Raw genomic sequence first — 13,192 nt, 5'->3', positions numbered from 1 at the left:
GTCTGCCCGGTCAGCGCGTGATCCGACGGGCGTCGCGCAGCACCAGCGACAGCACCCAGCTCACCAGCGATAGCACGATCGCGGCCCAGATGGCGTCCCACCAGAAGTCGGCGATGTACAGCCCCCAGTGTTTGGCGGTCTTGTCGGTGATCCAGGCGGTGATCCACAGCATCAGCGCATTGACCACGATGTGGAACAACCCCAGCGTCAGGATGTACAGCGGGATCGACAGCAGCTGCACCACCGGTTTGATGAAGGCGTTGACCAGCCCGAAGATCAACGCGATGACAAAGATGATCCCTACCCGCTCCACGGTGGTGTCACCGCCGACGATCTCGATCCCCGGAACGATCTGGGTGACCACCCACAACGCGAGTCCGGTCAGTGCGGCGCGGATCAGGAACGATGCCATGGGCAGATCTTGCCACCCGGCCGGCCGCCGATCCCCGGTTTCGCGGTCGACGCGGTCACCGCGTCGGCGAACTCCACCCCTACCCGAACCGGAAGTATCCGGTACCGTCGGTATTGACATAGTTCGCGCGGGCTTCTAAGTTCCTTGGAAATCCGACGTCGGAAGGGGTTTCCCGATGACCACTGTCACGCGGCCGAGCGGCCCGTCCCGGGAGGAATTCGCCGAACGCCTACTGAAGGGCTCGGTGAAGAAGTCCTACGCTCCCGTCGTCGACATCGACTGGGACGCCGAGATCGACCCGGACAAGTTCTTCCTGCCACCGCGGATGTGCACCCTCTACGGCACCGAGCTGTGGGAGGCGATGACCCGCGAGCAGCAGATCGAGATGTCGCGCCAGGAGCTGGTCAACGTGCTGTCGGCCGGCGTGTGGTTCGAGAACATCCTCAACCAGGCGTTGCTGCGCGACATGATGCACAAGAACCCCACCGCACGCACCACGCACTACTCGCTGACCGAACTGGGCGACGAGACCCGCCACATGCTGATGTTCGGCAAGACCATCGACCGGATCGGCGGCGTGCCGGTACGCCCCAAGCGCTACCAGCGCATCGCCATCAACGCGCTGCCCTTCGTGTTCCGCGGCAGCATCCTGTGGGGAGCCGCGCTGGTGGGCGAGGAGATCTTCGACGCGCTACAGCGCCAGATCCTCGACGACCCGGACTTGCAGCCGATCGTGCGGCGGGTGATGCGCATCCACGTCACCGAGGAAGCTCGCCACATCCAGTACGCCCGCGACGGCCTTCGGCGCAGCGTCCCGGCCATGCCGCGCTACCGGCGCGCCCTGCTGGCGAACCTGCAGGGGGTCGGCGGTCCGTTCTACCGCCACCTGTTCACCCTGCCGATCGTCTACAACCGCGTCGGCCTCGACGGCCGCGAGGCGCGCCGGGTGGCACGGGCCAATCCGCACTTCCACGCCGCCGCCCGCTCGTCGTTCGCCCCATTGGCCGCCTTCTTCGAAGAGGTCGGGTTGATGGGCCGACTGGCGCGGCGGATGTGGCGGCGAGCCGGATTCCTGTGAGCCACAACGGCAGCTGCGAGGTGGTCGTGCTGGGCGACCCGGCTCGCCTGCACGGACTGCTCGACGCCGCCCGGGTCGTCGGCCCGGATGCGGCGACCCGGTTCGACAGCGGCAGCGACACCTGGACGGTGATCACCGCCGACGGTGAGCAGCTTGCCGCCCGGGTGATCGTCCACGCCTCCGCTTCGCCGGACGACGTCGTCGCCGCCCACGGCATGCCCAACCGGTTCCGGATCCCGGGCCCGCACACCCGCCGGCAAGCCCGGTACGTCGCCCGGCTCGTCGACGGCCTGCGCCGCAGTGGGGCCAGCCGCATCGAGGCCCGCCCGGCCCGGGTGCGGGTGCGCCGGTATTTGCCGACCCGAGGGCTCTCCCGGTTCTATCTGACCGGATCGGAGAGCACCGACACCGAGGTCTATGACGGGCCTGCGATATTGACCCACAACGGCCAGGACTACCCGACCCGGGTGCGACTGGCGGGCCATTTCGATCCCATTGACGGTCAATACCATTGGCAAGGCATGTTTTTCATCGACCTACCGGGAAGCAATGCGACCGGCTCCAAGGTCAGCATCCGGGTCGGTGAGCACACCGGCCACGGGCGGGTCGCCGAGCGGACGCCGTGGGGAACGTTGACGGTTTCCGGCGCCGGCGGATATCCCCCGTATCCCCTGCAGGACTCCGAAGAGGTGCGGATCGCGATGCCGCCGCGGGTCTAAGCTGCTCGGAGTACGCCCAGCGACCACCGAGGAGACTTGAGGAGTTTCAAGTGCGGTTCACCTATGCCGAGGCGATGACCGACCCGAGCTATTACATTCCGCTCGCCAAAGCCGCCGAGGCGGCCGGCTACCACAGCATGTCGATCCCGGACAGCATCGCCTACCCGTTCGAGTCGGACTCGAAGTATCCCTATACCCCCGACGGCAACCGGGAGTTTTTGGACGGCAAGGCATTCATCGAGACGTTCGTGCTGATCGCGGCGCTGGGCGCGGTCACCAGCACACTGCGGTTCACACCGTTCGTGGTCAAGCTGCCGATCCGCCCGCCGGCGTTGGTGGCCAAGCAGGCCGGTTCGCTGGCCGCGATGATCGGCGACCGGCTGAGCCTAGGCGTCGGCACCAGTCCGTGGCCGGAGGACTACGAGCTGATGGGGGTGCCGTTCGCCCGGCGCGGCAAGCGGATGGATGAATGCATCGACGTCATCCGCGGGCTCACCACCGGCGACTACTTCGAGTTCCACGGCGAGTTCTACGACATACCCAAGACCAAGATGACCCCGGCGCCGGCGAAGCCCATCCCGATCCTGATCGGTGGCCACGCCGACGCTGCCCTGCGTCGCGCCGCGCGCAACGACGGCTGGATGCACGGCGGCGGCGACCCGGGCGAACTCGACGACCTGATCGCCCGGCTCAAGCAGCTGCGCGAGGAGGAAGGGCGGTCCGGCCCGTTTGAGATCCATGTGATCTCGGTCGACGGATTCACACTCGACGGCATCAAACGCCTGGAAGACAAAGGGGTCACCGACGTCATCGTCGGATTCCGGGTGCCCTACATCGTCGGTCCCGACACCGAGCCCCTCGACGACAAGATCCGCAATCTGGAGCGCTTCGCCGAACACGTGATCGCCAAGGCCGGGTGACGCCGGTCACATTCTGACCGCCGGCGTGTGCAGCCTCACCGTGTCGGTGGGATAGGTTCCGGCCGCTGCGGCGTTACATGGACGTATGCACTGACCGCGGACGGCGGTCAGACACTGCAGCCGTCGTTGCGTGACCTGCAGGAGGTATCGATGAAGACGCAGACTTGCCTGCCGGCCCAGTCGAGAGGCGACCACGGCGACTATATGCGCGCCGTTCACCTGCTGCGCGCCGCCGCATCCTCGGATGTCGGCCAAAGCGATGCGCGTCGGCAGTGGATTCGCGCCGCCACCCGGTGCTGACCGCCGCTGCTGGCGAAAACGCGGCACGTTTTACGGTGGACCCTTCCGCGCCATAAGTAACTCGTCTACCCTTCTCAGACGCGCCTCAGAAACAGAGCGCGTCCTGGGAAGGGTCTGCCGAGATGGCTCGTCGTCGTAGCAAGGTTGTGGGTAGCAAGGTTGTCGGGGTCGCCGCGTTCCTAGCCTTGACCGTCCCGGCCGCGCCGGCGCAGGCCGACCTCGACGACATGATGGATGTGCTGTTCGACCCGTTTGTGACCACTGCGGGCGCCTTTGACAGTGAGGCCGTGTTCGACGCGACCGCGTGGGAGTCGTTCCTGTCCACCGAGCACTGGGACGCTGCGCTGGCCGCGCTGGCCGAGCCGGGTCCGGCGGTGGGCTTCGACTTCTACGCCCTGCTGCATGACGCCACCCAGAAGTGGATCGACAGCGACCTGGGCAGCCAGGTCAACGGCGTCATCAACACGCTGTTCGGCTCGACGGTCATCGGCAACGGCATCGACGGCACCCAGGACAACCCCGACGGCGGCGACGGCGGCTGGCTGTTCGGCGACGGCGGCGCCGGCTGGAACAGCACCACCGACGGCGTCGCAGGCGGCAGCGGCGGCGCCGCCGGGATCTTCGGCGACGGCGGTGACGGCGGGACCGGCGGGGCCGGGGCCGCCGGCGGTGACGGCGGTGCCGGCGGCTGGCTGTGGGGCAACGGCGGTCACGGCGGCGATGCCGGCGACGGCGCCGTCGCCAACACCCCCGCCGGCATCGAGCTACCGGCACTCGGCGGGGCCGGCGGAACCGCCGGACTGTGGGCCGGCGAGCACGGCTCGGTCGGCCAGTTCGGCGCTTTGCCGGGCGGCATCACCGGAACGGTCGCCCCGCCGGTGGAGGTGTCCAACGGCTGGTTCACCAATGGCGATGGCCAGGTCGTCATGCTGCGCGGACTCAACCAGGTCTACAAGATTCCGCCGTATGAGCCGTCCGCGGGCGGGTTCGACGACGAGGACGCCGCCTTCCTGGCCGCCAACGGCTTCAATGTGGTGCGCCTCGGCGTGATCTGGGCCGGTGTGCAACCCGAGCCCGGTGTCATCGACTACGAATACCTGGCCTCGATCGAGAACACCGTGCAGATCCTGGCCGACCACAACATCGTGGCGATCCTCGACATGCACCAAGACCTTTACGGTGGCGCCTTCGGCGGCGACGGCGCCCCGGAGTGGGCCACCTTCACCGGCGGCCTGCCCAACTTCGATGTGGGCTTCCCGTTCAGTTACTTCGTCAGCCCGGCGCAGAACCACGCCTGGGATGCGTTCTGGGCCAACACTCCTGCCGACGGGATCGGTCTGCAGAACCACTACGCGCTGATGTGGCAGGCGGTCGCCGACTACTTCAAGGGCAATGAGAACGTCGCTGGCTACGAGATCATCAACGAGCCGTGGGCCGGCTCGCACTGGCTCGGAAGCCTGTTGGGCAACCCGTATTTCGATACCCAGCAGTTGACCCCGTTCTACAACCAGTTGACCGAGGCCATCCGATCCGTCGACCCGAACAAGACGGTGTTCTTCGGCCCGACCACTCTCGAGGCCAGCCTGCCGGTGCCGACGCACCTGGGCACGGTGGACGACCCGAACACCGCCTTCTCGTTCCACCACTACTGCATGGTCAATGCGCTGTTCGCCGACCTCAGCTTCGGCTGCGACTGGAATGCCGACGTGGTGTTCGCCAACGCGATGGACTACGCGCAGGAGCACAACATCCCGGCGTTCCTCAGCGAGTTCGGCGCCACCGACAACCTGCCGACCATCGGCGCGAGCCTGCAGGCGGCCAACCGGTACCTGTTCGGCTGGTCCGAATGGGCCTACACCGGCAACGACATCACCAGTACCTCCCCGATCGATCAGGCGTTGGTCTACGACCCGAGCCAGCCCCCGGTCGGCGACAACGTCAACTGGGACAAGCTCGACGTGCTGGCCCAGCCCTACCCGCAAGAGATCTCCGGCACCCCGACATCGCTGTCGTTCAATAATGGTGTGCTGTCGTTCGCGTACTCCACCGACCGCGCCGACGGCACCGGCAGCTTCGACGCGGGCTCGCAGACCACCATCTCGGTTCCGGCCAGCCAGTACCCGAACGGCTACACCGTTAACGTGACCGGCGGAACGGTCACCTCCGCCGCGAACGCCTCGGTGCTGACCATCAGCTCAGCTTCCGGCGCGACCACCGTGACGGTGACGGTGACGGCGAAGCCCTGACGGGCCACCGCGGGCCGCCGCCGATCACACCGAAACACCTGCAAAACAAGTGAATGCCGCGCTGCGCCGAGGCGAGCTTGCGCGGCGTAAGTAACTCGTTTACCTTCTCAGTCACAACTCAGCATCCGTGCACGTCCACGAGAAGGGTCCGTCGAGATGACTCGTCGTCGCAGCAAATCTGTGGGCAGCAAGGTTGTCGGGGTCGCCGCGTTCCTGGCCTTGACCGTCCCGGCCGTGCCGGCGCAGGCCGACCTCGACGACATGATGGATGTGCTGTTCGACCCGTTTGTGACCACTGCGGGCGCCTTTGACGGTGAGGCCGTGTTCGACGCGACCGCGTGGGAGTCGTTCCTGTCCACCGAGCACTGGGACGCTGCGCTGGCCGCGCTGGCCGAGCCGGGTCCGGCGGTGGGCTTCGACTTCTACGCCCTGCTGCATGACGCCACCCAGAAGTGGATCGACAGCGACCTGGGCAGCCAGGTCAACGGCGTCATCAACACGCTGTTCGGCTCGACGGTCATCGGCAACGGCATCGACGGCACCCAGGACAACCCCGACGGCGGCGACGGCGGCTGGCTGTTCGGCGACGGCGGCGCCGGCTGGAACAGCACCACCGACGGCGTCGCAGGCGGCAGCGGCGGCGCCGCCGGGATCTTCGGCGACGGCGGTGACGGCGGGACCGGCGGGGCCGGGGCCGCCGGCGGTGACGGCGGTGCCGGCGGCTGGCTGTGGGGCAACGGCGGTCACGGCGGCGATGCCGGCGACGGCGCCGTCGCCAACACCCCCGCCGGCATCGAGCTACCGGCACTCGGCGGGGCCGGCGGAACCGCCGGACTGTGGGCCGGCGAGCACGGCTCGGTCGGCCAGTTCGGCGCTTTGCCGGGCGGCATCACCGGAACGGTCGCCCCGCCGGTGGAGGTGTCCAACGGCTGGCTGGTCAATCCCGATGGACAGGTCGTCATCTGGCACGGTCTCAACCAGGTCTACAAGGTCTCGCCGTATACGCCGTCCGGCGACGGCTTCAGCGACGACGACGCCGCGTTCCTGGCCGCCAACGGCTTCAATTCGGTGCGCCTGGGCCTCATCTGGGCCGGGGTGGAACCGGAGCCGGGCGTCATCGACTACGACTACCTGGCGTCGATCGAGGAGACCGTCGAGATTCTGGCGCGGCACAACATCGTCGCCATCCTCGACATGCACCAGGACCTGTACAACGAGGAGTTCGGCGGCGAGGGCGCTCCGGACTGGGCGACCTTCAACGGCGGGCTACCCCACTTCGGTCTGGGTTTCCCGGCCACCTATCCCCTGAGCCCGGCTCAGAATTACGCCTGGGATGCGTTCTGGGCCAACACCAAGGCCTCCGATGGGATCGGTCTGCAGAACCACTACGCGCTGATGTGGCAGGCCGTCGCGGACTACTTCAAGGGCAATTCCAACGTCGCCGGCTACGACATCATGAACGAGCCCTGGGCGGGCACGCACTGGCTGGGGAGCATCTTGGGCAACCAGTACTTCGACGCCCAGCAGCTGACCCCGTTCTACAACCAGATCGACGCGGCCATCCGATCGGTCGACCCGAACAAGACGGTGTTCTTCGAGCCGAACACCCTCTTCGGCAGCACGCCGATTCCGACGCACCTGGGCACGGTGGACGACCCCAACTCGGCCTTCTCATTCCACCACTACTGCCTCACGACCGCATTGTTCCCGGGCACCAGCTTCGGCTGCGACTGGAACGCCGACATCGTGTTCGGCTACGCGCAGGACTACATGCAGGAGCACAACATCCCGGGGTGGCTCAGCGAGTTCGGCGCCACCAACAACCTCGGCGCCATCGAGGCGAGCCTGCAGGGGTCCAACAAGTATCTGTTCGGCTGGTCCGAATGGGCCTACAGTGGCCGGGACATCACCAGTATCTCGCCGGAGGATCAGGCGCTGGTCTACGACCCGAGCAAGCCCCCGGTCGACGACAACGTCAACTGGGACAAACTCGACCTGCTGGCCCAGCCCTACCCGCAGGTGATCTCGGGCACCCCCATCTCCTGGTCGTTCGACAACGGCGTCTTCACGTTCAGCTACTCCACCGACCAGGCCGACGGCACCGGCAGTTTCGCCGCGGGTTCGCCGACCACCATCTCCGTTCCGCCCAGCCAATACCCGAACGGCTACACCGTGAACGTGACCGGCGGAGAGGCCACCTCCGCGGCCAACGCCCCGGTACTGACCATCGTGTCCCACTCCGGCGCATCCACGGTGACCGTGACCGTGACCGCCCGGAGTTAGGGCTCGGCCGCTGGACGGGGGCGCTCGTCCAGCGGCAGCGGCGGAGCGCTGGCGCGCACGGTCTGGCGTACTTCGCCAAGACCCTGTACCTGCAGGGTCACCACGTCGCCGTCGCACAGCCAGCCCGGAAATGATTGTGGTGCATCGGGATTCAGATGCTCAAGGAGAGTGCAAGTGGGCACGGTGCCGGAACCGAAGACGTCACCGGGCACCAACGGCACGCCGCGCGAGGCGTAGCTGATGATCTCGGCGAAGCTCCAGTCCATACTTCCGGTGGAGCCCATTCCGACGATCACGTCGTTGACGATCGCGGTGGCGTGCAAGCTGAGCCGGCCGTCGCGGCGGTACGGTTCCAGTTCGTCAGGAGTCACCAGGTACGGCCCCAGGGTTACGCCACTGTCCTTGCCCTTGGCCTGCCCGATCGCCAGCCGGCCCTCCTGGGCCTGCAGGTCGCGCGCCGACCAGTCGTTGAAGATGGTGTAGCCGATAATGGCCCGTTCGGCTTGCGCCACCGACAGGTTCGCCCCGGTGATCCCGATGACCGCGGCGACCTCCAGTTCGAAGTCCTGACAGGCGCTGCCGGGAGCCGTAGGCGCATCGTCGTAGGGCCCCAGCACCGTTGCCGGGCAGGCGAAGTAGAAGGCCGGAATCTGATACCAGGTGTCGTCGAGCACCGGGCTGCGGCCGGTCGCCACCCGGCAGTTGCGCATGTGCTCCAAAAAGCCCAGGCCGTCGCGGATCGACGGCGGGCGCGGGATCGGTGCCATCAGCCGCACCTGATCGACCCTTACCGTCGCTGACGGTGTGTCGAGCGCCCGCTCACCGGCTTCGCGCAGCCCGTCCGGGCCACGCCCGATCAGGTCCAGCAGCGTCACCCCCGGCTCCGCCGCGTGGATCACCTCACCGCGCAGCACCCCGGCACGTTCGCCGTCCTCGCTTCGATAGGTCACCCACCGCACCGGTCAATCCTCACTCACCACGGCGATGTCGGGTAGCGGCCGTCGGCAGACTTCGCGGGCTTCTTCGGCGGTCATCCCGAACATCCGCAACAGGTCTTCGGTGACCTTGTCGGCAGCCTGCGCGTCGTCACGTTCCGGCTCGTCTTGCAAGAGCTTTCCGAGACCGAATAGCGCACCGGCAGCGACGGCCAACGCGAGTTGGGGGTCGTCGATGCCGAAGCGTCCCGCCGCTGCCGCCGCCTTGATGTCACGTCGTGCGCGTGGAGCGAGGCCGCGATCCGCGGACAGCAGGTCGAGTCCCCCGCTGAGAATGATCTGGCTCTCCTGCGGTCGGCGGCGGAATAAGCGTCCGGTCAGCCGGAAGCTGCACGCGAACGTTTCCGCGGGATCTTCGATCGAAGCGGTGAGCCCGTCCAGGAATGCGCCGTGACTGTCCAGGATGTCGGCGACCGCTGCCTCGAACAGCTCCTCCTTGCTGGTGAAGTGGTTATAGAACGAGCCCATCCCGACGTCGGCGGTCTGGGTGATCTCCAACACCGGCACGTTGAGTTTTCCTGCCGCAATCAAGGCCTGAGCAGCCTCAATCAGCGCTGCACGCGTCCGCCGCTTCCGGCGCTCCAGCCGGTTGACCGGCTCGCCCTGCCGTTGGCCCACGACCAAAACAATAGCGGAGGACGTCATTGCTGATGATTTCGTCAACTTTTCTTGACTGAGTAAACGCTCGTATGTGACGATTTCGTCACTCAATCGAGGAGGCAGCGTGAGCGAGCTGCTCGGCACCCACCGTGACCTGCACAGCGAGCAGGGCGCCCGCAAAGGCGAGCACGCCGGGCGGTCCCGCAATCCGGTCATCAAAGTGCGTGACATCGCCTGGGTGGAGTTCGAGAAGCCCGATCTGGCGCGCGCAGAGGCGTTCGCCCAGGCGTTCGGCTTCGCCACCGTTCTGCGAACCGCGAACGAACTACACCTGCGCGGCACGGACACCGGCTCGCCGTGTGTGCTCATCCGCCGCGATTCGGGCACCCGGTTTTGCGGCGTCGCCTTCTCAGCAGCTGATGAGGCCGATCTGCTGCACCTTGCGGATGCGACGGGCTCCCACGCCAGGCCGCTGCCCGAGTCGATCGGCGGCACCTCGGTCGACCTGGTCGACCCGAGCGGTATTCCGGTGCGTGTCGTGGCCGGAACTCACCAGCTGGCCGCGCTTGAAGCCCAGGTTCCGCACACCTTCAATTTCGGACACGAGCTGCGTCGCATCAATGCCACCCAACGCCCACCGCGCGAGCCCACGAAGGTACAGCGGCTCGGGCATGTCGTGCTGCAGACCACCAAGTACCTGAAGGCGCTGAACTGGTATCTCGACACCCTGGGGATGATTGTCAGTGATTTCCTGTTCTTCCCCGGTCAGCGTGACCGCGGGCCGACGATGAGCTTCATCCGCTGCGACCGCGGCGCCACCCCCGCCGATCACCACACCCTGGCCCTCGCACTCGGCCCGGCGAACCGGTACGTGCACTCGGCTTACCAGGTCTGTGACCTCGATGCGCTGGCCGCCGGCGGCGAATACCTCAGGGAGCAAGGGTATTTCCGCTCCTGGGGCATCGGCCGCCACATCCAGGGCAGCCAGCTCTTCGACTACTGGCGCGACCCCGATGGATTCCTCGTCGAGCACTTCGCTGACGGCGACATGTTCGACAACACTCTGCAACCCGGCTGGGCGCCGTTCACAGCGTCCGGTCTAGCCCAATGGGGTCCACCCGCGACCAAGGATTTTCTGGGAACCAGCCCCAGATCCCTGCGCCACGACGCGCTCTCGCTGGTCTCCGCGCTGCGCGACGACAACGAATTCGATGTCAAACGACTGATCGGCCTGATGAAAGTAGCGAACTCATGAGCATTGCCATTCGCCGCACCACCACCGGGCAACGGCTGGGGCGCACAGGTCTGAGGCGTATCGGTGCGGCGAGCACCTCCATCGCATTCGGGATGGCGCTACTGATGTCAGCTCCGGTGGCGCAGGCCGATCTCGATGCCGCGGTCGCGGAGGCGTTTGCGCCTTTCTTCGATACCGCGACCGATGGGTTGGATTGGGCGGCCGCGTCAAGTCCCTCCGCCTGGGATAGCTTTTTGGCCCCCGCTCACTGGGATGCCGTGTTTGCCGAGTTGGGCCGCAGCGCTGACAGCGCGGCGGCTGCTGCACCAGCGGCCAACGACTGGAATTCGCTGGTGGGCCAGGTTCTCTACATGCCGCTGCACGACGCGATGCAGAACTGGATTGCCAGTGACGACCCGCTCCTGGATCTGTTGAACAAGCTCAGCTCCGGCCTGGGCCTGGGTCCGATGATCGCCAACGGCGCCGATGGCACGCTCATTCACGCGCAGGGCTTCAACGGCGGTTGGTTGTTCGGCGACGGCGGCGACGGTTACGGCAGCCCGGACGAAGGTGTCGCTGCCGGCGTGGCCGGCGCCGGGGGCGGAGCAGCCGGGCTGTTCGGCAACGGCGGAGCCGGCGGAGTAGGCGGGAACGGTGCCCCCGGCGGGGCAGGCGGTGCCGGCGGCATGTTGATGGGCATCGGGGGGACCGGCGGCGCAGGCGGGTCCGGCGCCGCCGATGTGCTGACCGGGGCGGGTGGCTCCGGCGGAGCCGGGGGCGCGGCTCCGGGCTGGCTGTTCGGTGTCGGCGGTCACGGCGGGGCCGGCGGTGACGGGCCCGACGGCGGCTATGGCGGCACCGGCGGCAGCGCCACCGGCCTGTTCGGCGGAGGCGGGGACGGCGGTGCAGGGGGTGACAGTGCGGTGGGCGGCACCCCACAGGGTCTGCCGGCGCTCGGCGGGGCGGGTGGTAACGGCGGCCCGCTCGGCACCCACGGCGATGTCGGCGCCCATGGGAACGGGATCGCACCGGGCGGGGTCAGCAACCTAGGGCACGAGGGAACCTGGATCACCGACACCGACGGCCGAGCGGTCGTTCTGCACGGCTTCAATCAGGTCTACAAGGTTCCGCCGTTCACGGCGCAGGGCGTCGGGTTCGGCGAGAAAGATGCGCAGTTCCTCGCTGACAACGGCTTCAACTCGATCCGGCTGGGGTTGATATGGGAGGCCGTGGAACCCGCACCCGGTGTCTACAACGATGCCTATCTCGCCCAGATCAAAGAAACCGCCGATATCTTGCAGGCGCACGGCATCCACGTCTTCCTGGACATGCATCAAGACATGTACAGCAGTGTCTTCACCGCAGAGGGCGCACCCCCATGGGCGGTGGAGACCGGCGACGCGTTCAACAACCAGATTCCCTTTCCCTACGGCAACTTTTTGAATCCGGCGATGAACAACGCCTGGGACGCGTTCTGGAGCAACACCAAGATTTCGGGCGGGATGGGATTGCAGGATCACTACGCCCAGATGTGGCAACACGTCGCCAATTACTTCAAAGACGACGCCAACATCAGCGGCTACGACGTCATGAACGAGCCGTGGCCCGGTTCGGGCTGGATGGCAACTGTGTTCGGCAGTTCGCACTTCGAAGCCGAGAAGCTGACCCCCTTCTACAACCAAGTCATCTCGGCGATCCGCTCGGTCGACGACGCCACGCCGGTGTATGTCGAGCCGCAATTTATGTTCGGTATGGGCCTGCCGACCCACCTCGGCGCCATGGACGACGACAACACGCTTTTCTCGTTTCACGACTACTGCGTTCAGACGGTCATCCTGGGCACCGATTTCCTCTGCGGCCTGGTGATCACCAACACCCTCAATAACGCCGAGTCGTACATGGCTGCCCACAACATCCCAGGTCTGGTGACCGAATTCGGCAACAACCCGATCGGACTGCAGCAGGCCGTCGACATCATCAACCAGCACGGCCTGGGTTGGCAGAAGTGGGAGTACACCGCCTTGAACGATCCGGCCACCAGCGGGCCCGGCTCCCTGGTCAACAACCCCCATGAGCCACTGGACGCCCCGGGCAACGTCAACCACGACGTGCTCAAAGCGACCGCGGAGCCCTACCCGCAGGCGGTTGCGGGGACACCCGGAGCGTGGTCGTTCGACGACGGCGTATTCACCTTCACCTACTCCACCGACATGGTCAGCGGCGAAGGAAGCTTCCCGGCCGGATCCCTGACCCAGATCGCGGTCCCGCCCATCCAGTACCCAGCCGGATACCACGTGGAAGTCACTGGTGGGCATGTCATCTCGCCTGCGGGTACGACGACACTGGTCATCGCGTCCGACACCGGTTCCGGCGATATCACCGTCACCATCACCCGGGCCTGATGA

At 66.7% G+C, this 13,192-nt stretch carries 10 protein-coding genes and 1 pseudogene; 8 read left to right on the top strand and 3 right to left on the bottom strand.

What is annotated here, in order from left to right; all coding sequences use genetic code 11:
- Positions 1 to 10: 10 nt before the first annotated feature.
- Positions 11 to 412 (bottom strand): phage holin family protein, encoded by a 402-nt coding sequence (locus tag BST10_RS07780; RefSeq protein WP_013827831.1) that lies wholly within the window; start codon positions 410 to 412, stop codon positions 11 to 13.
- Between the two features lie 175 nt (positions 413 to 587).
- Here BST10_RS07780 and BST10_RS07775 point away from each other — a divergent pair, with 175 nt between their 5' ends.
- From BST10_RS07775 to BST10_RS07755, 6 genes are all read left to right on the top strand, one after another.
- Positions 588 to 1,490, top strand: a complete 903-nt coding sequence (locus BST10_RS07775) for an AurF N-oxygenase family protein (RefSeq protein ID WP_013827830.1) — start codon at positions 588 to 590, stop codon at positions 1,488 to 1,490.
- Positions 1,487 to 2,209: a DUF4873 domain-containing protein gene (locus tag BST10_RS07770; RefSeq protein ID WP_013827829.1), complete on the top strand. Its 723-nt coding sequence runs from the start codon at positions 1,487 to 1,489 to the stop codon at positions 2,207 to 2,209. Before BST10_RS07775 ends, BST10_RS07770 begins: the two co-directional genes overlap by 4 nt.
- 50 nt (positions 2,210 to 2,259) lie before the next feature.
- On the top strand, positions 2,260 to 3,129 hold the full coding sequence (locus tag BST10_RS07765; protein ID WP_083037315.1) for a TIGR03619 family F420-dependent LLM class oxidoreductase: 870 nt from the start codon (positions 2,260 to 2,262) through the stop codon (positions 3,127 to 3,129).
- Between the two features lie 150 nt (positions 3,130 to 3,279).
- Positions 3,280 to 3,429: a hypothetical protein gene (locus tag BST10_RS23240; RefSeq protein WP_013827827.1), complete on the top strand. Its 150-nt coding sequence runs from the start codon at positions 3,280 to 3,282 to the stop codon at positions 3,427 to 3,429.
- A gap of 146 nt (positions 3,430 to 3,575) precedes the next feature.
- Complete coding sequence (locus BST10_RS07760) at positions 3,576 to 5,675, top strand: cellulase family glycosylhydrolase (RefSeq protein ID WP_083037314.1); 2,100 nt, start codon at positions 3,576 to 3,578, stop codon at positions 5,673 to 5,675.
- Between the two features lie 156 nt (positions 5,676 to 5,831).
- Positions 5,832 to 7,958, top strand: coding sequence for a cellulase family glycosylhydrolase (locus tag BST10_RS07755; protein ID WP_235673539.1), 2,127 nt, complete (start codon positions 5,832 to 5,834; stop codon positions 7,956 to 7,958).
- Here the strand turns inward: BST10_RS07755 and BST10_RS07750 are convergent.
- Both BST10_RS07750 and BST10_RS07745 read right to left on the bottom strand, forming a co-directional pair.
- Positions 7,958 to 8,917 (bottom strand): annotated as a pseudogene (locus BST10_RS07750) (fumarylacetoacetate hydrolase family protein); the annotation flags it as partial. The gene BST10_RS07755 and the pseudogene BST10_RS07750 sit on opposite strands and share 1 nt — an antisense overlap.
- 3 nt (positions 8,918 to 8,920) lie before the next feature.
- A complete protein-coding gene (locus BST10_RS07745; protein WP_083037311.1) occupies positions 8,921 to 9,598 on the bottom strand; it encodes a TetR/AcrR family transcriptional regulator in 678 nt (225 codons plus the stop codon).
- Between the two features lie 79 nt (positions 9,599 to 9,677).
- Between BST10_RS07745 and BST10_RS07740 the strand changes: the two genes are divergently transcribed.
- Both BST10_RS07740 and BST10_RS24145 read left to right on the top strand, forming a co-directional pair.
- Positions 9,678 to 10,808 (top strand): VOC family protein, encoded by a 1,131-nt coding sequence (locus tag BST10_RS07740; protein ID WP_083037310.1) that lies wholly within the window; start codon positions 9,678 to 9,680, stop codon positions 10,806 to 10,808.
- On the top strand, positions 10,805 to 13,189 hold the full coding sequence (locus BST10_RS24145) for a cellulase family glycosylhydrolase (protein ID WP_083037309.1): 2,385 nt from the start codon (positions 10,805 to 10,807) through the stop codon (positions 13,187 to 13,189). The genes BST10_RS07740 and BST10_RS24145 overlap by 4 nt, the downstream gene beginning before the upstream one ends.
- Positions 13,190 to 13,192 lie beyond the last annotated feature (3 nt).

Origin of the sequence: Mycolicibacter algericus DSM 45454 (assembly GCF_002086455.1) — a bacterium.
Classification (GTDB): domain Bacteria; phylum Actinomycetota; class Actinomycetes; order Mycobacteriales; family Mycobacteriaceae; genus Mycobacterium; species Mycobacterium algericum.
This window is presented reverse-complemented; position numbering and strand designations above follow the sequence as displayed.

What these genes read in the sequence shown, in the direction of transcription:
- BST10_RS07780 (WP_013827831.1), bottom strand. Translation starts at nt 412, where the DNA reads ATGGCATCGTTCCTGATCCGCGCCGCACTGACCGGACTCGCGTTGTGG.
- BST10_RS07775 (WP_013827830.1), top strand. Translation starts at nt 588, where the DNA reads ATGACCACTGTCACGCGGCCGAGCGGCCCGTCCCGGGAGGAATTCGCC.
- BST10_RS23240 (WP_013827827.1), top strand. Translation starts at nt 3,280, where the DNA reads ATGAAGACGCAGACTTGCCTGCCGGCCCAGTCGAGAGGCGACCACGGC.
- BST10_RS07755 (WP_235673539.1), top strand. Translation starts at nt 5,832, where the DNA reads ATGACTCGTCGTCGCAGCAAATCTGTGGGCAGCAAGGTTGTCGGGGTC.
- BST10_RS07745 (WP_083037311.1), bottom strand. Translation starts at nt 9,598, where the DNA reads ATGACGTCCTCCGCTATTGTTTTGGTCGTGGGCCAACGGCAGGGCGAG.
- BST10_RS24145 (WP_083037309.1), top strand. Translation starts at nt 10,805, where the DNA reads ATGAGCATTGCCATTCGCCGCACCACCACCGGGCAACGGCTGGGGCGC.